This is a genomic window from Pseudomonas fluorescens NCIMB 11764 (assembly GCF_000293885.2).
In the GTDB taxonomy this organism is placed as follows: Bacteria; Pseudomonadota; Gammaproteobacteria; order Pseudomonadales; family Pseudomonadaceae; genus Aquipseudomonas; species Aquipseudomonas fluorescens_B.
Window position 1 is genome coordinate 2,305,831 of sequence record NZ_CP010945.1, and the last position, 19,611, is coordinate 2,325,441.

Below are 19,611 nucleotides of genomic sequence, written 5' to 3' on the forward strand. Positions count from 1 at the left end.
CCTGCGTTAACGTGGGGCGGGAGCGATGACCGTCAATCCTCAACCTCAGGCGCCACCATCCGCGTCTTCGGCGACCCATCCGAGTTGTGCTGGAAAATCTCCTGTGGCTGTCCTTTTTCATTAAAGAACACCTGCCCGATCCCCGCCGAATTCCACAACCGTTCACCCGCCTCGGCGTGCTCCGGAACGTGCGGCACGATGCGCATCCGCCGGCGCTTGGTCAGCCAGTTCAGCGGCGAGCGCGGCGAATACAGCCAGCGATTGAGCCGATCGAACCATTCAAGCAGCGCCGGTGGGAATTCGTTCTTGATGCCGCTGCTGGTGATCTGCCAGATCCTCGGCCCAGCCTTGCGGTGTCGGATCAGTACTTCATAGACGAAGGAATAATGCACATCACCCGACAGCACCACATAGTTACCCGGTGTGCGCGAGTGTCGGAAAATGTTCAGGATCACCTGCGCCGCGCCGCGATGGGCCATCCAGTTTTCGGCGTCCACCAGCAACGGATAACCGAACCAGCTGAACACCCGTTGCACGGTTTCGATCAGCTTCACGCCGAACACCGGTGCGGGTGAAACGATGATCGCCGAAGGGTGATCGAGCAATTCCTGTTGCAGCTCGCTAAGGGCTTCCCAGTCCAGCAGGCCCGAGGGCTGCTTGAGCGTCATCTCACTGCGCCAGCGTCGGGTGCGGGTGTCGAGCACCACCATCGCAGGCGTGGTCGGCAACACGTAGTGCCAGTGCTGAAACTTCAGCAACTCATCGATCAAGGCGTCCTGCACGGGACTGTCGAGATAGCCATCCTCCCCGGTCGCGCTGAAACCGTCCGTCTTCTCCAGCAATGCACCGAACGCATCCGGATTGTTGCCCCAGCCCTGGCACAACATGTAAGCGATCAGCGCGTTGCCGATGATGCGCTTGGAGAACGGATGGCCGTAGGCCGTTTCTTCCCACTGCGCGGAAAGGTTCCAGTCATCGGTAATATCGTGGTCATCGAAAATCATCAGGCACGGCAGATGCGCGAAGGCCCGTGCAACACCGCCCAGGCCAGCCTTGAAACCATCGATGCGCGTCTGCTCCAGCGCATAACGCTCGCGTCGTTCGGGAATCAGTTTCGGCGGTTTCGGTGCGATCAGCGTCCAGGGTGTCGGCGACCACACCAGCAGGTACATCGCCATGACTTCAGCGAACGTCACCAGATGATTGTCGGCACTGCTGCTGGTGAAAATCGGCTTGCGCGCACCGCCGAAAAATCGCTCACGCAGGGTTTCGTTGCTCTGCAGCGCCGGTAACAAATCCGCACGGTGGTAATAACTGGCCGCATGCTCATAGAGCCTGGCGCTGTCGCTGACCACCGCGCCTTCCAGGTATTCGCCGAACAGTCCCAAGCGCGCGATCAAGGCATGAATGGCCCGCAACATCGGCCCCGCGACATCGTCGGCGTATACCTGATCGCCGCTCATCATCAGCAGTGCCGGGCGTTCTGTGGCTTCGTGCTCCGACTCCAGCAAGCGATCAACGCAAAGCAAACCGTCGGCGGCGGGATGGTGAGGTTTGCGACAGGAGCCATGCAGCAACTGATCGATCCGGGAACGCAAAACAAAATTCGGGCAACGTGCTTCGCCATACAACAGATGCGGCGCCCACTCGGCGATGCCCGTTGCAGCGTCATCTATCAGCAGGTCGTACTCGATCAGCGTGTCGCAGGGCAGGGGGGCGTCCAGTGGCACATCGATCAAATGAATGAAGGCGCGAGTACCGACCGGGATGATCGTGCATTGCCCGGCGTCGAGGCGAATGTCGCCCACACCTTGCAGACGTAACGTCAGCGACAGCGCTCGGGTTCCTACCAGCCAAAGCACCAGGCGCGACGGCTCCAGGCGCCGCAGCATTGGGCCGACGAGGACGGGTGGCAATGGGGTTTGATGGTCAGGCAATGGCTGCGGTTCGGACATCCGGGGTCAAGGCTCTTGGCGCGTAGGGGGGTGATGATAACGCTATACATCTTTGTTTGTGGGGGGCAGGGTCTGATCCCGACAGAATTGCAGGGTGAAGCAATATTTTAAAAAAGAGCGAAAACTGACAGATAACTGCTATCTGGCGTTATAGGGTTTAAGTTAGTCACTTGTTTGGTGATGGTTTGTCTTTCTCGGTTGGTGAGTAAGGCTTTGTGCATTCAGTTGTTTTCAGGAAGGCTGGTAGTGAAGGTTTCGAATAATGCGGCTTCTTCATGTTCAATAAGCACCGATCGCAAAGATGCTCGCGCGGGCGATATAAACAAGTTGGCTGATAGGCTGATTGAGGTAAGTCAAGGCGTTTCAAAAATGGTCGTGAGTTTTAACGATCCGAGACTGTCAAATATGCAGAAAACCATGCTCGCTGAGCAGTCAAAGCCGTTGCTTACTAAGATGGCAGATGAATTGACAGTGATTGATCGTCATAAAGCTGAATCACCCAATGGGTCTAATCTCTACAACGACTTTAAGGAGCGGCAATTGGACTCATACGCGAAGAAGGTGCAGGCGGATTTTTGTGAACTAAAAAATCTAAGTAATAATTATGAAAAAAATGGTGTGCAATTTACTCCTGATACCAAAGGCGAAGACGGAGGACGGGCGTGGAATGATAAAGCTAGAGAATGGGAATAGTTGAATTAGCCACTTGGTTATTGCCTTTGCGGTGACCCGGCTTTAGTCAGTGATAGAGCGGCAAGATGAATGTCTTGCCGTACTTGAAATTCGATAAGCATCTGCTGCATGGCCAGGAAACCATCCTGTCGAGTAACATCCTCGGATGAACGTCAGTGTTTTACGAAACATCAACACACTGAAATCGCTCAATCCACCGACGATACTGACTGGCGATCACATCCAGCTCCGGCCCTGACAATTTATTCGCCCGATAAACCAGAAACGGTTCGCTCCAGGCCCACTGGCAGCGGTGCGCCGTCGCGCGCAAAGGCTGCAACAACTGCTCAAGGGCAAAGCCATTCGCCCCATTTTCGCTGTAAGCCTCAGGCGTATTACCAGCAGTGGCCGCGATCATGATCGGCATCCCCTCCAGCCGGCGACCCTCGGTTTCATAAGCGATGTAATACATCCGCGTCAGCACACTGTCCTGCCAGGTTTTAAGCAGCGCCGGTGTCGAGTACCACTGCACGGGAAATTGCAGTACCAGCCGTTTCGCCGATAGCAAACGTTGCGTTTCCAGCGTCGTATCCACTTGGTCGCTGGGGTAGACCCCATACAGATCGACGACGCTGATCCCCGGCAGATCCTTCACCGCCTCCAGCATCGAGCGGTTGGCTCGGGATTCGCTCAAGTCAGGGTGAAAACTCAAAATCAAAGTGGTGTCGTTCATGGCTTCTCCGATTCAAGTGAAGGGAGCCACAGCGTGCCAGCCTGCTGTACATTGCTCCAATGGATGGTTTGTCTAATTAGGTATTGATTCAATGAATCTACGTTCAGTGGACCTCAACCTGTTGACCGTGCTCGATGCGTTGCTCGACGAAGCGCACGTCTCCCGCGCCGCCGAGCGTGTGGGCTTGTCGCAACCGGCGGCGTCCAATGCATTGGAGCGTTGCCGGCACCTGTTCCAGGATCGCTTGCTTGAGCGCGTACCGGGCGGCATGCAACTGACGCCAAAAGCGCAGGCCTTGCGCGGCCCGTTGAAACAGATCCTGGGCTCGGTCAGCACCTTGGTCGGCGCCGCCAGTGCCGACCTGAGCACCCTGCGCCAGACCGTGCGCATCGTCATGGCCGACTTCCCGGCGATCGTCATCGCCCAGCGATTGCACCAACGACTGGCGGAACTGGCACCGGGCATCGACCTGGTAATCCAGCCCTGGCAGGGCGGTGAGGCGGCTCAGGAAAGTTTGAGTCGCGGCCAAAGCGATCTGGCCATGTCGGTGTTCCCGCCCCTCGGGCCGGACTTCACCCGACGCTTGCTGTTGCACGAACATTTCGTGGTGGCGATGCGCACCGGGCATCCGGCAATCGCGGACTTCGATCTTGACCGCTGGCTGAGTTATCCACACGTGCTGGTGTCCGGGCGGGGCGCCACTTGGGGCCCGCTCGATGAACAGTTGAAGGGCCGAGGACGGTCGCGGCGAATCGGTATTGTCGTGCCGAGCTTTGTCATGGTTCCGGATCTGCTGCTGGGCTCGGACCTGATTGCGATGCTGCCCAGTCAGTGCCTGTCGATGCCGATGGCCAAGGCGCTGCACACCGCGGAGCCGCCGATTGAGGTGGAGGGGTTTGCGTTGCATCTGGCCTGGCATAAACGACGCGATGAAGACGCGGCGGTGCAGTGTGTGGCGCGGGTGCTGGAGGCAGTGATAGCTGCTGACTGACATCCGCCTCGCCGTTGGCGACCAACCAGCGAAACACCTCGCTCACGGACACCGTATGGCTACGCTCGATCCAGCGCACCACGGCCGGGCCGTAGTGTTCGGTGTAACGAGTGAGCACCAGTTGGCGGCAATCTGCCGACAGGCGCAGGGGGATCTCCCGACAGCGCAGATTCGCCTCGGCGTCACAGTTGACCGGTGTTGAAGAGTCTGGATCGTGGGCCGGGCATTCCGGAGGCCAGCCTTGAGCAAGTATTTGCGCCGTTCTTCCGCATGGAAGGCTCGCGCAACAAAAGCACCGGCGGCGTGGGATTGGGATTATCGGCGTCGCGGGCGATTGTGTTGGAGCATGGCGGAGAATTGAAACTGCGCAATCGGTCAAAGGGCGGGCTGGAAGTACGGGGGATTTTGCCGGTATAACCGAGTACCGGGTTCGGACTACAGTGAATTATCCAGGGGCGCGCAAAGGCGCTGATCGAAGGAGAGAACTGATGAACAAAATCACCCTGCCAACACTGGCCCTGTTGATGCTGGTGCAATTCCCCGCCCACGCGATCAATGACAAATACCGCAAACAACTCGAGCAATCCGGTTGCACCCAAGTGAGCGAACTTCAGGGCTGCGATATCCACAAGAGCAAAGCGGAAAATGCCAAGGCCGGGTTCACCAACCCCGCGACGGACAGCGCCAATACACAAACGCCTTACGCCGGGCAATGGGTCGCGAAGAGCGATGCCGGCGCGACCGTTGCCACGATTCGCATCGATGCCACGGAGCAAGTCTGGGTTAATGGCAAACGGGTAAATGCCCAGCGCACCGATGGCACGCTGCAGTTTCGCCAGGGCAAAGTCACCTTCACGATTCAGGGTGATCGGCGGTTGCAGAATGAAGACTATTGGACCGACAGCGATGCCGGGACCAAAGGGCCGATTCAGATCGAGTAACCATTACATCCTGGGACGCGGCATCGTTGAGGGCATGCGTTGTTGGGAGGGGATAATCCTGCCACTGTCACCGTTGGCGGGCGGTCTCACCTGGCCGTCCTGGCTCGTGTCATGGCAGGACGATCCGCTGAGGGCCACGAACACGGCGAACAGGAGTGGCAGGATCAGGTGCTTGAGCATGGATGTTCTCCAGTGCCAGGTCATTCCAGCTTAATCCCTGTTCCGCGCGTGCCACTTTCCGTTGGTCCGACCATCGATTCCCAATACTTGTGCCAAGCTGAAGAGTGTCAATCCGCCTGCCGCCCTCAGGAAACACACGACATGAAGCCTGCCAATACGTCGAACATCCGTCGAGAGTTCTACAAAGCTGTCGGCTACTACCTTCGAGTTGTCTGGCCCATCCTTTCCACCATGCTGATCGTCATCGTCATGTGCGGCCTGATCATCAGCTATCTGGAAGGTTGGGATCCTTTTGACGGCATCTATTTCGGCTTCGTGACCGGCTTGACCATCGGCTATGGCGAGCTCGTGCCGAAGTTGCCGCTTTCGCGGATATTGGCAATATTGCTCGGGTTCAACGGCGTGCTGCTCACGGCGATCTTTGCGGCGATCAGCGTGCGTTCGATTGAGATCGCGGTGCGGGTGACCGATGGAGATAAATAAGGCGGAACACTACACAATCCCCTGTAGGAGCGAGCGGGCTCGCTCCTACAGGTTTTCAGCCAGCAGATGAAGAAACCTAAGCCTCCCAACCCGCCCCGCTGACCGCCTCTTGCGCCAACGGATGCAAGTCTGCCCCTTGATGCTCGGTCTGCCAGGCCAGCAACTCCTTGCGCATCCCCGGCGTCCAGTACATCTGCAGATGATTACGCACACCGAGCACCGCCGCTTTCTGGTCCGGTTCGCTGGCGAAATACTGGGCGATCTGGTTGACCATCTTGATCAGGTTTTCAGTACTCATCGGCGCACCTCCGCTTTAGCGCCACGGGCCTGACGGCGTTCCCTGAGCAAACGGTCCTGTTCGTCGCTGAAGGCCTGATAGCGTTTTTGCCACTCGGAAGGGTGGTAGACGCGGCTGACTTCCACGGCGGTGACCTTGTACTCCGGACAGTTGGTGGCCCAGTCGGAGTTATCGGTGGTGATGACGTTGGCCCCCGATTCAGGGAAGTGGAACGTGGTATACACCACGCCCGGCGCCACCCGTTCGGTGACCCGCGCACGCAGTACGGTCTGGCCGGCGCGGCTGCCGATGCCGACCCAGTCACCTTCGTTGATGCCACGGCTCTCGGCGTCGGTCGGGTGGATTTCCAGACGGTCTTCATCGTGCCAGGCCACGTTTTCGGTACGCCGGGTCTGCGCGCCGACGTTGTACTGGCTGAGAATGCGGCCGGTGGTCAGCAGCAGCGGATAGCGATTGTTGACCTTCTCCTCGGTCGGCACATAGCCGGTGAGCATGAAGCGCCCCTTGCCGCGCACGAACTCATCGATGTGCATGGTCGGCGTGCCGTCCGGTGCCGCGGCGTTGCACGGCCATTGCAGGCTGCCGTGGCGATCCAGTTCGGCGTAGCTGACGTTGGTGAAAGTCGGCGTCAGGCTGGCGATCTCATCCATGATTTCTGACGGGTGCTTGTAGTTCATCGGGTAGCCCAAGGCGTGGGCCAGCGCGACGGTGCCTTCCCAGTCGGCCTTGCCGCCCAGCGGTTCCATGACCTTGCGCACCCGGGAGATACGCCGCTCGGCGTTGGTAAACGTGCCGTCTTTTTCCAGGAACGAAGCGCCCGGCAGGAACACATGGGCGAACCTGGCGGTTTCGTTGAGGAAAATGTCCTGCACCACCACGCACTCCATGGCCGACAGCGCCGCGGTGACGTGCTGGGTATTCGGATCGCTCTGGGCGATGTCTTCACCCTGGCAATACAGACCCTTGAAGCTGCCGGCCAGCGCCGACTCGAACATGTTGGGAATGCGCAGGCCCGGATCAGGTTGCAGCGTGACGTTCCACGCCTGTTCGAACTGCGCCCGAACCACCTCGTTGGAGATATGCCGGTAACCGGGCAACTCGTGGGGGAACGAGCCCATGTCGCAGGAGCCCTGAACGTTGTTCTGCCCCCGCAGCGGGTTCACGCCCACGCCTTCGCGGCCGATGTTGCCGGTGGCCATGGCGAGGTTGGCGATGCCCATGACCGCGGTGCTGCCCTGACTGTGCTCCGTGACGCCGAGGCCGTAATAGATCGCCGCATTGCCGCCGGTGGCATACAGGCGGGCGGCGGCACGGATGTCGGCAGGTTCCACGCCGCAGATGGCGCCAAGCACTTCCGGCGAGTTTTCCGGCCGGCTGACCAGCTCGCTCCAGCGGGCGAAATCACTGCCCTCGCAACGAGCGTCGATAAAGGCCTGATTGAGCAAACCTTCGGTGACGATCACATGGGCCAGTGCGTTGAGCATGGCAACGTTGGTGCCCGGACGCAGGGCTAGGTGCAGTTCGGCGCGGGCATGCACCGAGTCCACCAGATCAATGCGGCGTGGGTCGATGACGATCAACCGCGCACCTTCACGCAACCGGCGTTTGAGCTGCGAGGCGAACACCGGGTGGGCGTCACTCGGGTTGGCGCCCATCACCAGGATCACGTCGGCCTGCATCACCGAGTCGAAACTCTGGGTACCGGCAGACTCGCCCAAGGTTTGTTTCAAGCCATAACCGGTCGGCGAGTGGCAAACCCGCGCACAGGTATCGACGTTGTTGTTGCCGAACGCGGCGCGCACCAGTTTTTGCACCAGATAGGTTTCTTCGTTGGTGCAACGGCTGGAGGTAATACCACCAATGGAATCGCGGCCATATTTTTGCTGCAACCGGCGGAATTCGCTGGCGGCGTAGGTCACTGCTTCGTCCCAGCTGACTTCCTGCCACGGGTCGTTGATGTGCTGGCGGATCATCGGTTTGGTGATGCGATCCGGGTGAGTGGCGTAGCCCCAGGCAAAGCGCCCTTTGACGCACGAGTGGCCATGGTTGGCCTGGCCGTTCTTGTCCGGAACCATGCGCACCAGCTGGTCGCCTTTCATCTCGGCGCGGAACGAGCAGCCCACGCCGCAATAGGCGCAGGTGGTGATCACACTGCGTTCCGGCTGACCCAGTTCGACCACGCTTTTTTCCATCAGCGTCGCAGTCGGGCAGGCCTGCACACAAGCGCCACAGGACACGCATTCCGAGTCGAGGAAGTTGTCACCCCCCGCGGCGGCCACGCGGGACTCAAAGCCGCGCCCGGTAATGGTCAGCGCAAAGGTGCCCTGGGTTTCTTCGCAGGCACGCACGCAGCGGTTGCAGACGATGCACTTGCTCGGGTCGTAGTCGAAGTAGGGGTTGGACGTGTCTTTCTTGTCGTCCAGATGATTGTCACCTTCATAGCCGTAACGCACTTCCCGCAGGCCAACCTGGCCGGCCACGGTTTGCAGCTCGCAGTTGCCGTTGGCCGAGCAGGTCAGGCAATCCAGCGGGTGATCGGAGATGTACAGCTCCATGACGTTGCGCCGCAGGGTCGCGAGCTTCGGCGTCTGCGTGTGCACGGTCATGCCTTCAGTGACCGGCGTGGTGCAGGACGCCGGATAGCCGCGCATCCCGTCGATCTCCACCAGGCACATGCGGCAGGAGCCGAAGGCTTCCAGGCTGTCGGTGGCGCACAGTTTCGGAATGGTGGTGCCCAGCAGCGCCGCGGCGCGCATCACCGAGGTGCCTTCCGGCACGCTGATGCTGCGGCCGTCGATGTTCAGGGTGACCTGCACGTCGCTTTCGCGGGCCGGGGTGCCCAGATCGATATCGGTTTTCGGGTCGAAGAGAGTAATCATTGCTCGGCCTCCGAGGCTTGCAGACCGAAGTCGGCGGGGAAGTACTTGAGGGCGCTGGCGACCGGAAAGGACACCATGCCGCCCAATGCGCAGAGCGAACCGTATTGCAGGGTGTCGCACAGGTCCTTGAGGATGATCACCTGCTGATCACGACCAGCCTGATCTGGCGCGGCCAGCAGGCGGTCGATCACCTCAACGCCCCGGGTCGAGCCGATGCGGCACGGCGTGCATTTGCCACAGGATTCCTCGGCGCAGAACTCCATGGCGAAGCGCGCCATGTGGGCCATGTCCAGCGTGTCGTCCGCCACCACCACACCACCGTGACCGAGCATCGCGCCCATGGCGGCGAAGGCTTCGTAATCCAGCGGTGTGTCGAATTGCGACGGCGGCACCCAGGCACCGAGCGGGCCGCCGACCTGCGCAGCCTTCAACGGCCGGCCACTCGCCGTGCCACCGCCGTAGTCTTCCACCAGCTCCCGCAAGGTCAGGCCAAAGGCCCGTTCCACCAGACCGCCGTGACGAACATTGCCCGCCAGTTGGAAAGGCATGGTCCCCAGCGAACGGCCCATGCCGTAATCACGATAGAACTGCGCACCCTTGGCCAGAATCAACGGCACCGAGGCCAGGGTCAGCACGTTGTGCACCAGCGTCGGCAGACCAAACAGCCCTTTCAACGCAGGGATCGGCGGCTTGGCGCGGACGATCCCGCGCTTGCCTTCAAGCGAGTCCAGCAGCGCGGTTTCCTCACCGCAGATGTAAGCGCCGGCGCCGACCCGCACTTCCATATCGAACGCCTGCCCGCTGCCGCCGACATTGGCGCCCAGGTAACCGGCGGACCGGGCAAGGCTCAGCGCCTGACGCAACGTGGCGACGGCATCCGGATATTCCGAGCGCACATAAATGTAGCCGTAAGTGGCGCCGACCGTGATGCCGGCGATGGCCATGCCCTCGATCAGCAGGAAGGGGTCGCCTTCCATCAGCATGCGGTCGGCAAAAGTGCCGGAATCGCCTTCGTCGGCGTTGCACACGATGTACTTCTGCGCCGCCTCGGTGGCGCGCACCGTGCGCCATTTGATCCCGGCCGGGAACGCCGCGCCGCCACGGCCACGCAGGCCCGAATCGAACACCGCCGTGGCAGTCTGCTCGCCACCAATGGCGACGGCCCTGGTTAAACCCTCGAAACCGCCATGGGCCCGATAATCGTCCAGCGACAGCGGCCGGGTAATACCGGCGCGGGCGAACAGCAGGCGTTGTTGAGACTTGAGATAAGGCAATTCTTCCACCAGCCCCAATGCCAGTGGATGCGATGACGGTTCACCTTGCAGCGCCTCGAGCACCGACGGCACATCGGCCGCCGTCAGCGGACCAAAGCCGATCCGGCCTTGCGGGCTGTCCACTTCCAGCAGCGGCTCCAGCCAATACAAGCCGCGCGAACTGGTGCGCTGCAACTCCAGCGGCACATTGCGTTCCCGGGCCTGAGTGATCAGGGCCACCGCCACCTCATCGGCACCCACGGCACGGGCAAGGGAATCAGTGGGCAGATAAAGAGTCGGCATCATGCGTCCTCCCGGCAAGCGTCGAGCAAGGCATCGAGACGCTCAGCGCTGAGCCGCGCATGCACCCGGCCATCGAGTTCCAGAGCGGGCGAGCAGGCACAGGCGCCGAGGCAATACACCGGCCGCAAACTGATGCTGCCGTCGGCGCTGCTGCCGTGGTCATCCAGTTGCAGCCGTTCGCGCAACTGCGCGGCAAGCGCTTCGGCACCACGGCTTTTGCAGGACTCAGCCCGGCACAGCCGCAGGATATGCTTGGCCGGCGGCGCGGTACGGAAGTCATGGTAAAAGCTGATCACCCCGCGAACCTCGGCCTGACTCTGATTGAGGGCGTGAGCAATCTCGGGAACGGCCGCATCGGGGATGAAACCGATGCGTTCCTGAATATCATGAAGGATGGGCAACAGTGCACCCGCAGAGCCCTTATGGCGCTCCAGCAGACTGTTGACCAAAGGCAGGTGCAAACTCTCATCAGGCATTCAGCAATCCTCACGGTCACGGACAAACCAGATGGTTGTCGGTCGTCCGAAAGTGTCGGCTGCGGCACTCACACCACGTCACGGAATCGTGGCAATTTCAGGCCGTTGGCCAGGGCACCCTTGGCGGGCATCTTGTTGTGCCCGGCACGGTCTTCGCCGCACCTCTACTGGGCATAAAGGGCAGCTTGCCACGGCGCTTTTGATTGAACTGCACCAAAGCGACGTGTTCGGTTCTGCCTACGACTATCCCTTAAGTCTAGATGAGTGCGGCGCGGGGCGTTCACTCACCGGCCTAATGCCCGGAGGGCCTGTCGATGGATGATGTATAGCAAGCATTACAGATAAGAAACAGCATCAGATCCGTGGGCAATTCAGGGCGCAGATGCGTTGATCTGACTCGCCGTAAACCGAAAGCCATTCACCCGAGCCCAATACCTCAAGGCCAATCCCAAACCCCAACCACCACACAAAATCCCCTGTGGGAGCCAGCCTGCTGGCGATAGCGCCAGATCAGTTCACGCAAAACACGGATCAGAATCACAACCCCTGTAGGAGCGAGCTCGCGAAAAGCCCAGGAAACAAGCTCTGTCCCCTTCGCTGCCAGTGGACGGCAAGACGGCAAAACAGTAGCGTTGCGCCACTTATTTCATCTTTGTAACGGACTACACATGCCCACTGTCGCTCGAACCTCGCGCCTGTTCTGCGCAATCGCCGTCGCCGTCGTGACGACCCCGGCGCTCGCCGCCGAATGGGATGAATCCCCGGAGTACGCCAGGAAGGCCTACCTCGCCGATTGCCAGCAATTACAGCGGGCAGTGACCGAGGTGCAGAGCGGGCGCCAGACGCCCAAGGACGCTTTGCCCACTATCGAGAGTTACCTGCGGACCTTTACTGTACATCGCGAGAACCTCCCCCAGGCAAACCTCGGCTCCCCCGATTACGCCCACTGTGAGAGCGTCTTTCCCCAAGCGACAGAGCTCGCGATCAAGGGCCGTATTGAAACCGGCGAGGAGATAGATCAGCAGCTCCAGCAAGCCCAGACCCAACACCTGAAATCCTCGGATTACGAGCGCGCTCGCTCTCTGGGCTTCAGCGACGTCGGCGAAATCGGGGAACTCGACCAGCACGCCGAGCTGGATGGTGAAGCCAATCTGAAGACCTTGATGATCCGCGTCGACTCTGGTTGCGGCCGCCATTTCCGCGCCGCGAAATACGTCGAACCTTATGTGATCTACACCGTCGGTCCTTCGGATGGCAGATGCGCCATTAACAGGAACGTCGCTGTGCTGGGCGGCAAAGCCGCGGAGTGGGGCGAGTACATTGATGAGGAAGAGGTTTTTCAGTACGTGGGATGGAAAAAACTGCCCGGACAGGATGGATTTCCCATCAACATTCGAGTCGTAAAGGTGCTGAAGTAACCCGCAGGGATTTTTCTTCGAACGGGGGATGGACAGATGATCGACTTCAACAACAAAGGCTTCTTCAAACTCAAGCAAAACGAAGAATACGCAGAACGCGTCAGCGCACTGTTGCTGGACGGCGAGCACGTCATCGACTCGTACAAATCCATGCGCGACGGCGTCGTCTTCACCAACAAACGCATCATCGCCGTCAACGTCCAGGGCCTCACCGGCAGCAAAAAAGACTTCACCTCACTGCCCTACAAAAACATCGTCGCCTACTCGGTAGAAACCTCCGGCACCTTCGACCTGGATTCAGAACTGGAAATCTACTTTTCGTCACTGGGCAAAGTGAAATTCGAATTCACCGGCCGGACGTCGATGGTGGAAATCTCAAAACTGATCTCCCAGCACCTGCTCTGACCCGCGCACCCAAAGGCCCCGAAACCCCGGGGCCAACAACGGGCCTCTGCTACACGAAATCCCTGTGGGAGTGGGCTTGCCCGCGAAGGCGCCAGCTCACTCACCACAAAATCCGGCATGGCCGAGTGGGACATTGCGGGTACAGGTCCTGATCGCCGCAGTAGATAGCGGGTGTCAGGCCGACGGATTTGAGCTCAGCGTGCCAAGAACGAGTTTGGCATCAAGTGTTTCGAGCAGATCGAATGCGCTCATGTAGGGCACATTGAACTGCTGGCAAATATTTGGGATTTTGATTTTCTGACTCGTTGGAGGTACCAACACTTCGTGGGTTACAACGGTCTGTCCAGTTGCGCCGGCTTTAGCAATCAACCATAGATCGGCGCCTTCAAGAAAGCGTTTTTTTTCTGTTTTTTTAGGCAGCGGCAGGTCCATGACAAACGTAGCGATCTGCGCGAATGTTATCTGTGTACTGGCGTCATTTACCGACAAGAAATGGTTTGTTCTTTCTTTCGCCCATTCCGATAATTCGTCCCCATAGTCAACCAGTTCCTTGTACACCGACGTTACGCTGGATATTTTCCCCGCATCAGAGGCGCTGTCCAGCCAGTCCCAGAAGCCAGGGCAGAAAACCATGCGGTAGTGAGTGTTTTTCGCCTGTATGTAGGAGTTCGCATCCAGCAGATAACTCAAAATCCAAGTTCCTTCTTAGAATAATCAGAGAGTTTGTGCGGCTTCACACCAATCAGACGTGCTGCGTCTCGATAAAGCATTCTTCCGCTTAACGCTTCACTTGCCACCGCTATGGCGAGCGTTTTGCTAACTCTGGCGGTCTGCAGCCTGTTGTAGGGAGGGGCTCCCTCTTTGTCGCGAGCTTTGTACTCGGTGATTTTTCTGGCAACAAATGCTTCATATTCGAATGCCGTTATGAGGTTAAAAGTCAGGGCTCTCCTGGCGATTACCCAGCCGCTCACATGGAAAATATTTGTTAAACGAGGAATGTTTTCTTGCCACTCGATCTCAGCATCCCAAAAGGAAAGGAATTCACGGCCAGGCGTTAACAGCTCTGCTGCGACTGCGTTGCACAGGATTTCCTCCAATCTATGGTTCGCAGGGTCACCATCAGACACACCAGAATGACCTAACCAGATATGAGACAGCTCATGAGCTAAAGTGAACAGCCTTGCCTCGGGGCAATCGGCGGTGTTGATAAAAATGACGGGTGCCAATTTGTCGCTGATTGCGAAGCCTCGAAATTCTTCAACAAGCAATGGCCTGCTCGTATTGTTGTTGACAACGCTATTGCGCATCACAAGTATCCCGGTGCTTTCAATGTTGCCGACTAAACTTTTAAAGTAGTCTTCAAAATCGCCGCGCTTGGGTATGTTGGATAAGCCTAAGACTGCACGAATGTCCGCAACGATTTCTTCGAAGCTGTCACTCACCGAAAACTTCCCGACAACGCTATTTTCCGTGATGCCTTGGCTGATCAGGTAGTCGCGATACCATTCCTGTCGTTCCGCCGCCCACCTGATGGTGTCCATGAGGGCGAGACTGTATCCGCGGCTACGTCTGCCATTGATCGTTCTGAGATCCGGCAGAGAAGGGTTTTCCTCCGGCGGCTGAGGCAGGTAAAGGTACCCAAACGGGATGTACGTCTGCCGGGCGTAATTCATGGCCTGGTTGAAGGAGGGTCTTTTCGTGCCTTGCTCCCACGCCAACACGTTGTCTTCCTGCGTACCCAGACTTTTGGCCAGGGCGCTCGTGCTCAGGGAGGCACGCTCCCTCGCCCATCGCAGCAGGTCCGGATTAATCAGCGCTTCCATGTGTGATTCCATTTGGGTGTCATAACCGTTTCCGCAAAATGCCCCTACACAGCCAATTCAAACGATAGCCGTATCTGACTACAAGGGCGGGGGGCTGTCTCGGGTATTTGGTCGCCAAACGTTACGTATCTGAGAGCCCCACTAGCTCGGGGTCCGTGTCCTAGGCGCAAGCCACATCATTGACCCCTGCAGTAGACCGAGGATGAAAGCCCTCACGCCGGTTCCCCAATGCACCACCACTGAACGGCGACCTCATCGTCTGCTTGAGTGACGTCATGCCCATGCTCGATGAAATTCGCTGGCGTGTGCAACGCAAGATCGTGGCTGATCCGATCTGGCTTGAGGGCGTTGGTTTTACCGAGAAAACCCATGTAATAGTCCCGGTCATAGAAGAGGGTTACCTCGCTCTGATGGACCCATGGCCACGTCAGCAGGCAAGCGACCCGATAGTAACCCTGTGAGTGGTCAGCCGCGTTGGACAGGTGGCTAGCGGCTTCGAGCAGTTGCTGGATACAGAAGGCTTGAACTTCGATCCTGGCTTGAGGGCCTTCAACAAGAGCCTCGTGCACCGGAATCTTCCAATGTGTGTAGCGCTCCATGCGCCCGGATCGCGGATAAAACTCGTCGCGAAAACTGGCAGCCCAACGTTCCAAAGCGCGAAGACGGCGGGGAATGCCTCTGAGTTTTTTGTTGCTGAGAGCGATTTGCCGCATTGATACATCCTTGCGATACCGAAAAAACATTCGTTGTTGTCTGCTGGCGCTGAATGTCCCTTCAGTGCACCAGAGCCGGTGATAATTGGTGATTCTCATACAGCCTGCCCATTTTTTCCCCCAGTGCCTCTCGTTCTTGGCGCTAGCTGGATCGGCTTCTAAATCCCTGCCACCGAAAGTTACGAAGGTTTATCGTGCACGGCGCATTTTGAGGACGGATCAACCCTTCCAGGCGTATTTAACAGGGACAACGCTGTTAAATTTAATAGCCCCTCAGGGAAAGTTTGTTTGATGCTCAAGTTCGAGGAGGGATCGACTACCGCCACCTCGACTCTTACAGAAAGCCTTTTGAATAAAATATTGGGATAAGGAGCATCCTATGACCGAGTCGTACCTTGTCACCGGTAGCTATGTCATTCAACGTGATCACGCGTTGATGGACTCTCCGCTCGACAGAGCACTGGAATTGATGGAGGGGACAGCACTCAGATTTTCGCTGGATGCTATCTCAGACGAAAAGGTCCGGGCCAGCTACATGAAAAATATCAAGCGCATGTCTCAGCAGACATTGGCAGACGTCAAGGCAGGAATAATTACTGCACATGAAGGCGTACAGTTCAGTCATGAATTGAGAAACAAGATCATGATGGAACATCGCAAATTCACATCCGCTCAAGGCCTGGCTATCGTCCAAAAAAAGAAGCCCGACGGCAGGACGCTTGACTCACTGTTCGATCGCTACTCCGAGCGCCTCTTTAAAAAGAAATACAACAGCCTTTCGCCAACAGAACAAACCAAAATCCACTACACAATCCTGGAAGCGGCCGGTCGGGACGATGCCTCGTTCACGAAAGGCACCCAAAAAATGCGCATGATGGGGAAGCTCGGAATTCTAGTCACCGCCGCCCTTGCGACCTATCAAATCCTGAATGCTGATAACAAGCCGAAGGAAACCGCGCGGCAGGGCATCATAGTGGGCAGTGGTGCAGTGGGAGGTTTGCTCGCGGGGCTTGGCGTGAGCGCTCTCTGTGGTCCGGGTGCTCCCATTTGTGCAATTGCTGTTGTTTTGGTGGGAAGCATTGCAGGGGGTGTGGCTGGTGAAGCAGTCGCCCATTCTCTCGATGAGGAGCTAGAGGAGTTTTCGCATTGGGATATCTTTTGAGTCGATCCGAACTGACCAAAATCAGAGCCGCACTCTCGGATCCGTTCAATGACTCGCCGGTCGATTACGACTACATAGCAGAGCAGGTGAAGGGTGTTGATCGTCAGACGCTACACGAAATTCTTTACTCAGAAGTCGCGCCTGTTTGCTTTACCAATATTGAATCGGCCGTCCCATCGGTCTGGACAGGTTTCGATCCTGACGCGCTCAACGCCATGATTGAAGAAAGACTTGCAGCCAGGGAAAACAATTGGTTTCGCAGGCAATTCGATAAGCTGCTTGTTCGCTGGCTGAGTTATCACTACGGGTATGTCTGGAAGGAAATCGTCAGTCGTCTCTAGCATCTAGCTTCGTAAGCCTGAGCCTAGTCATCGAGCTGCGTGCCTACCTCAGTAACAAAAGTCCCCGAAATATTCCGGGCTGACAACAGCTACCTATTCACCGCAGCCTCTGTAGGAGCGAGTTCGCTCGCGAAAAACGACAGCCAACCACCATTCCCGCAGAATGGCCGTAGTCTTCGCGAGCGAGTGCCTGCATAGTTACAAAACGCCAGGCAGAGTCCCGCCCTTTTGCTTGCTACCCCTCAGCCATCCCCTCAGCCCGCTTATTTGCCAACTCGTTATCTCGATCCCGAGTCAGCACCTTCGCTACATCATCCACCACCGCCTTACTCATCGCCGTCAAATAATGCGCGGCCCAGGCGTGGTAATCCGTGTCCTTGGCATAATCCGCATCCTTGGTCAGCGCCTTGGCGAGGAAAAGGAAATCAGAAGCCATGGCCAACGCATCGCCGACGGGCACGTTGCGGGTGACATGGAACAGTGCTTGATCGCCGCAGTAGATGGCGGGGGTGAGGCCGATGGTTGTGAGTTCGGGTTGATTGGTCATTGGCCACCTCCGATGAGGGAGAGGTGGTGGGGGAGGGCGTTACGCGATTGGGAATTGCGTAGAGGGGAAAGCCAAATTTTGTACGGATTGATACCGCGCATTATCAGACTCCTTGATATAGGGAGCTGCCAGATTCGTTTCCACACGAATGGGTGACAGCTGTGCGCAGGGTGGAAAACCGGGAATCAAGGAAACCGGCACGCCCGAAGACGTCCCACGCACAGCCGCCATAACTCACGCCGCAGGCATAAAAAAAGCGCCGGCAGACGTGATGGGGGCGCTGTTGCGCCTTGAATTACACGGGTTTCCACACCCGGTCGCTGAATTAGCAGCGACGGTGGGAGATTATCGTGCAGATTCCGTTCCTGCAACCTTCGAAGGCTTCGACCCCAAGACGAAAAAAATGTGCTGCACCCTTTTTGGCATGGGCAGCCGCTACACTCAAAGGCCGTTATGGGCCGATTCTGTTGAAAAAGTCGGCTTCGAATTCCGCGCGAGAAAAGTACGCGCCTGAGATTGAAATCTGAATTTTTGGCAGACAGTTCAGAACTCGGATTTCGCATAGCCGCGTGGAACTGAGGTGTTTTCGTCCATCAATATTCGAGTGTTTCGGAAAAGCCGACTTTTTCAACACAATCGGCCAGAAGCAGCCCTTCGAGGCTAACCGCATTTGGCTCTTCATCCACCACTGATATGGAGGAGCTATCCTTGGAAAACCGTTCAGGGTGACTCTCCGTATGCTCCAGATTTATTAGCCTGCTGTTCTTCCTGTTTTCACCGTCGCGTGAAAAACTGCGCGCTCTTTGCCGCTCACTTTTTGTCTGTTTTGATGGAACTGCCGATGGACATCATGGATACCAAGCAAGAAAACACCCTCGAAAAATCACTCAGGCTGGCGGCGGATGAACCGGCCCATCGACCTGACTTTTTCAAGACTCTGTTGAATTCCACTATCTACGTCCTTGGCACTGCCGGCACTGGCGAAGGTCAAGTCAACCTCGAGGCTGGTAGCAACATCAGCATCGCGCATTGGCAAAAGCCTGACGGCTCCGCTGTCATCCCGTTTTTTTCTTCGTTGCAAACACTACAAAGATCCATCGATAGCGAAGAGTCCTACGTAGAGATCCCGGCCAGATCGCTGTTTGAAATCACACTGGGCACCCCTCTTTTCCTCAATCCAAAGTCTCCTTACGGGAAAGAGTTTTTCCCGGAGGAAGTGCGCCATCTGCTCTCCGACGAGATCGGCCAAAAGCCGGTGCAGCGCACGGTCGAAAAAGACACCAAAGTGCTACTCGGACAGCCGTCGCAATATCCGTCGAAGATGGTCAACTCGCTCACACAATTACTCGCCAAACATCGCAACGTAAAGCGTGCATTTCTGGCGTTGATGCATGACGCATCGTCTGATCAAAAGCCTCATCTGATCATTGGTATTGAAGCGGACGGAGATATTGAACTGGTCATGCGCGAAGCCGGTAACGTTGCCGGGGATACCGCTCCGGATGGCGAACCCGTTGACCTCTATCGCGTTCACGAAGGGGAATCAGGCCTTAGCGATTACTTCCTCAAGCAAACCGCACCCTTCTATGAACGGAAGTCGGCAGGCTGGCTGCGTTCATTGTTCGGCTTTGGCAAAGCGTGACAAAGATCAACGTCGTGCTAACCGCCGAGCAGGCCTGCGAAATCGTGCTTTGTCTGTTTGACGGCGTCATGAGAGATGGCAAACCTGAGCGTTTTGTCATTCAGTCATGTGAGCTTTCCGCCAACGGCCGATTCTGTTGAAAAAGTCGGCTTCGAATTCCGCGCGAGAAAAGTACGCGCCTGAGATTGAAATCTGAATTTTTGGCAGACAGTTCAGGACTCGGATTTCGCATAGCCGCGTGCAACTGAGGTGTTTTCGTCCATCAATATTCGAGTGTTTCGGAAAAGCCGACTTTTTCAACACAATCGGCCGATAGCTGTCCGTCGCGAGTGGAAGCTAGTGGCTGGAAGCGGACGTTGTTAACTTTGGTCGAAAGTTAAAAACTGGGGAGAGGGG

20 protein-coding genes and 2 pseudogenes are annotated in these 19,611 nt (G+C 57.5%); 11 read left to right on the plus strand and 11 right to left on the minus strand.

What is annotated here, in order from left to right:
* Positions 1–32: 32 nt before the first annotated feature.
* Positions 33–1,955, minus strand: a complete 1,923-nt coding sequence (locus tag B723_RS10445) for an alkaline phosphatase D family protein (protein WP_017340346.1) — start codon at positions 1,953–1,955, stop codon at positions 33–35.
* A 246-nt stretch (positions 1,956–2,201) separates the two neighbouring features.
* Between B723_RS10445 and B723_RS10450 the strand changes: the two genes are divergently transcribed.
* The gene (locus B723_RS10450) at positions 2,202–2,648 is read left to right on the plus strand and encodes a hypothetical protein (RefSeq protein WP_144425216.1); all 447 of its coding nucleotides are present in this window, start codon (positions 2,202–2,204) and stop codon (positions 2,646–2,648) included.
* Positions 2,649–2,808: 160 nt separating this feature from the next.
* Here the strand turns inward: B723_RS10450 and B723_RS10455 are convergent, their stop codons facing one another.
* Positions 2,809–3,360 (minus strand): NAD(P)H-dependent oxidoreductase, encoded by a 552-nt coding sequence (locus B723_RS10455; RefSeq protein ID WP_017340344.1) that lies wholly within the window; start codon positions 3,358–3,360, stop codon positions 2,809–2,811.
* Between the two features lie 91 nt (positions 3,361–3,451).
* Between B723_RS10455 and B723_RS10460 the strand changes: the two genes are divergently transcribed.
* Positions 3,452–4,351, plus strand: coding sequence for a LysR family transcriptional regulator (locus tag B723_RS10460; protein WP_017340343.1), 900 nt, complete (start codon positions 3,452–3,454; stop codon positions 4,349–4,351).
* On the opposite strand, the pseudogene B723_RS34105 reads toward B723_RS10460, so the two are convergent.
* A pseudogene (locus tag B723_RS34105) lies at positions 4,335–4,604 on the minus strand (hypothetical protein); the annotation flags it as partial. The gene B723_RS10460 and the pseudogene B723_RS34105 sit on opposite strands and share 17 nt — an antisense overlap.
* On the opposite strand from B723_RS34105, the pseudogene B723_RS10465 reads away from it, so the two are divergent.
* The 3 genes and pseudogenes from B723_RS10465 to B723_RS10475 form a co-directional block, all read left to right on the plus strand.
* A pseudogene (locus B723_RS10465) lies at positions 4,550–4,768 on the plus strand (ATP-binding protein); the annotation flags it as partial. The pseudogenes B723_RS34105 and B723_RS10465 overlap by 55 nt on opposite strands.
* Before the next feature lie 71 nt (positions 4,769–4,839).
* Positions 4,840–5,292 (plus strand): hypothetical protein, encoded by a 453-nt coding sequence (locus B723_RS10470; protein ID WP_017340341.1) that lies wholly within the window; start codon positions 4,840–4,842, stop codon positions 5,290–5,292.
* A gap of 321 nt (positions 5,293–5,613) precedes the next feature.
* Entirely contained in the window at positions 5,614–5,955 is a 342-nt protein-coding gene (locus B723_RS10475) for a potassium channel family protein (protein WP_017340339.1), read from the plus strand.
* 76 nt (positions 5,956–6,031) lie between these two features.
* On the opposite strand, the gene B723_RS10480 is transcribed toward B723_RS10475, so the two are convergent.
* From B723_RS10480 to B723_RS10495, 4 genes are read right to left on the minus strand one after another with little or no spacing between them, the layout of a single operon-like run.
* Positions 6,032–6,253 carry a formate dehydrogenase subunit delta gene (locus tag B723_RS10480; protein WP_017340338.1) on the minus strand — a complete coding sequence of 74 codons (222 nt, stop codon included), beginning with the start codon at positions 6,251–6,253 and terminating at the stop codon, positions 6,032–6,034.
* Positions 6,250–9,132 carry a formate dehydrogenase subunit alpha gene (gene fdhF / locus B723_RS10485; RefSeq protein WP_017340337.1) on the minus strand — a complete coding sequence of 961 codons (2,883 nt, stop codon included), beginning with the start codon at positions 9,130–9,132 and terminating at the stop codon, positions 6,250–6,252. Before fdhF ends, B723_RS10480 begins: the two co-directional genes overlap by 4 nt.
* The gene (locus B723_RS10490) at positions 9,129–10,691 is read right to left on the minus strand and encodes a formate dehydrogenase beta subunit (protein ID WP_017340336.1); all 1,563 of its coding nucleotides are present in this window, start codon (positions 10,689–10,691) and stop codon (positions 9,129–9,131) included. The genes fdhF and B723_RS10490 overlap by 4 nt, the downstream gene beginning before the upstream one ends.
* Entirely contained in the window at positions 10,688–11,164 is a 477-nt protein-coding gene (locus B723_RS10495) for a formate dehydrogenase subunit gamma (RefSeq protein WP_017340335.1), read from the minus strand. The genes B723_RS10490 and B723_RS10495 overlap by 4 nt, the downstream gene beginning before the upstream one ends.
* A 668-nt stretch (positions 11,165–11,832) precedes the next feature.
* Between B723_RS10495 and B723_RS10500 the strand changes: the two genes are divergently transcribed.
* Together B723_RS10500 and B723_RS10505 are read left to right on the plus strand one after the other, a co-directional pair.
* Positions 11,833–12,582: a hypothetical protein gene (locus B723_RS10500; RefSeq protein ID WP_017340334.1), complete on the plus strand. Its 750-nt coding sequence runs from the start codon at positions 11,833–11,835 to the stop codon at positions 12,580–12,582.
* 36 nt (positions 12,583–12,618) lie between these two features.
* The gene (locus B723_RS10505; protein WP_017340333.1) at positions 12,619–12,987 is read left to right on the plus strand and encodes a PH domain-containing protein; all 369 of its coding nucleotides are present in this window, start codon (positions 12,619–12,621) and stop codon (positions 12,985–12,987) included.
* Positions 12,988–13,161: 174 nt separating this feature from the next.
* Here B723_RS10505 and B723_RS10510 read toward each other — a convergent pair whose 3' ends face one another.
* From B723_RS10510 to B723_RS10520, 3 genes are all read right to left on the minus strand, one after another.
* Positions 13,162–13,677 (minus strand): DUF4411 family protein, encoded by a 516-nt coding sequence (locus B723_RS10510; RefSeq protein WP_017340332.1) that lies wholly within the window; start codon positions 13,675–13,677, stop codon positions 13,162–13,164.
* Positions 13,674–14,810 (minus strand): ImmA/IrrE family metallo-endopeptidase, encoded by a 1,137-nt coding sequence (locus tag B723_RS10515; RefSeq protein WP_017340331.1) that lies wholly within the window; start codon positions 14,808–14,810, stop codon positions 13,674–13,676. Before B723_RS10515 ends, B723_RS10510 begins: the two co-directional genes overlap by 4 nt.
* Before the next feature lie 212 nt (positions 14,811–15,022).
* Complete coding sequence (locus B723_RS10520) at positions 15,023–15,523, minus strand: DUF3916 domain-containing protein (protein WP_017340330.1); 501 nt, start codon at positions 15,521–15,523, stop codon at positions 15,023–15,025.
* 379 nt (positions 15,524–15,902) lie between these two features.
* On the opposite strand from B723_RS10520, the gene B723_RS10525 reads away from it, so the two are divergent.
* Positions 15,903–16,685, plus strand: coding sequence for a hypothetical protein (locus tag B723_RS10525; protein WP_017340329.1), 783 nt, complete (start codon positions 15,903–15,905; stop codon positions 16,683–16,685).
* Positions 16,670–17,026, plus strand: a complete 357-nt coding sequence (locus B723_RS10530) for a DUF7079 family protein (RefSeq protein ID WP_031319083.1) — start codon at positions 16,670–16,672, stop codon at positions 17,024–17,026. Before B723_RS10525 ends, B723_RS10530 begins: the two co-directional genes overlap by 16 nt.
* A gap of 235 nt (positions 17,027–17,261) precedes the next feature.
* Here B723_RS10530 and B723_RS10535 read toward each other — a convergent pair whose 3' ends face one another.
* The gene (locus B723_RS10535) at positions 17,262–17,573 is read right to left on the minus strand and encodes a DUF3077 domain-containing protein (protein WP_017340327.1); all 312 of its coding nucleotides are present in this window, start codon (positions 17,571–17,573) and stop codon (positions 17,262–17,264) included.
* A 148-nt stretch (positions 17,574–17,721) separates the two neighbouring features.
* Between B723_RS10535 and B723_RS33335 the strand changes: the two genes are divergently transcribed.
* Positions 17,722–18,087, plus strand: coding sequence for a hypothetical protein (locus B723_RS33335; protein ID WP_017338158.1), 366 nt, complete (start codon positions 17,722–17,724; stop codon positions 18,085–18,087).
* 327 nt (positions 18,088–18,414) lie between these two features.
* Positions 18,415–19,215: an enhanced serine sensitivity protein SseB gene (gene sseB, locus B723_RS10545; RefSeq protein ID WP_017338157.1), complete on the plus strand. Its 801-nt coding sequence runs from the start codon at positions 18,415–18,417 to the stop codon at positions 19,213–19,215.
* Positions 19,216–19,611: the final 396 nt, after the last annotated feature.

Bases quoted from the DNA above. Each gene is read 5' to 3' on its own strand.
- B723_RS10445 (WP_017340346.1), bottom strand. From the start codon at position 1,955: ATGTCCGAACCGCAGCCATTGCCTGACCATCAAACCCCATTGCCACCC.
- B723_RS10455 (WP_017340344.1), bottom strand. From the start codon at position 3,360: ATGAACGACACCACTTTGATTTTGAGTTTTCACCCTGACTTGAGCGAA.
- B723_RS10460 (WP_017340343.1), top strand. From the start codon at position 3,452: ATGAATCTACGTTCAGTGGACCTCAACCTGTTGACCGTGCTCGATGCG.
- B723_RS10470 (WP_017340341.1), top strand. From the start codon at position 4,840: ATGAACAAAATCACCCTGCCAACACTGGCCCTGTTGATGCTGGTGCAA.
- B723_RS10475 (WP_017340339.1), top strand. From the start codon at position 5,614: ATGAAGCCTGCCAATACGTCGAACATCCGTCGAGAGTTCTACAAAGCT.
- B723_RS10480 (WP_017340338.1), bottom strand. From the start codon at position 6,253: ATGAGTACTGAAAACCTGATCAAGATGGTCAACCAGATCGCCCAGTAT.
- fdhF (WP_017340337.1), bottom strand. From the start codon at position 9,132: ATGATTACTCTCTTCGACCCGAAAACCGATATCGATCTGGGCACCCCG.
- B723_RS10490 (WP_017340336.1), bottom strand. From the start codon at position 10,691: ATGATGCCGACTCTTTATCTGCCCACTGATTCCCTTGCCCGTGCCGTG.
- B723_RS10495 (WP_017340335.1), bottom strand. From the start codon at position 11,164: ATGCCTGATGAGAGTTTGCACCTGCCTTTGGTCAACAGTCTGCTGGAG.
- B723_RS10500 (WP_017340334.1), top strand. From the start codon at position 11,833: ATGCCCACTGTCGCTCGAACCTCGCGCCTGTTCTGCGCAATCGCCGTC.
- B723_RS10505 (WP_017340333.1), top strand. From the start codon at position 12,619: ATGATCGACTTCAACAACAAAGGCTTCTTCAAACTCAAGCAAAACGAA.
- B723_RS10515 (WP_017340331.1), bottom strand. From the start codon at position 14,810: ATGGAAGCGCTGATTAATCCGGACCTGCTGCGATGGGCGAGGGAGCGT.
- B723_RS10520 (WP_017340330.1), bottom strand. From the start codon at position 15,523: ATGCGGCAAATCGCTCTCAGCAACAAAAAACTCAGAGGCATTCCCCGC.
- B723_RS10525 (WP_017340329.1), top strand. From the start codon at position 15,903: ATGACCGAGTCGTACCTTGTCACCGGTAGCTATGTCATTCAACGTGAT.
- B723_RS10535 (WP_017340327.1), bottom strand. From the start codon at position 17,573: ATGACCAATCAACCCGAACTCACAACCATCGGCCTCACCCCCGCCATC.
- B723_RS33335 (WP_017338158.1), top strand. From the start codon at position 17,722: ATGGGTGACAGCTGTGCGCAGGGTGGAAAACCGGGAATCAAGGAAACC.
- sseB (WP_017338157.1), top strand. From the start codon at position 18,415: ATGGACATCATGGATACCAAGCAAGAAAACACCCTCGAAAAATCACTC.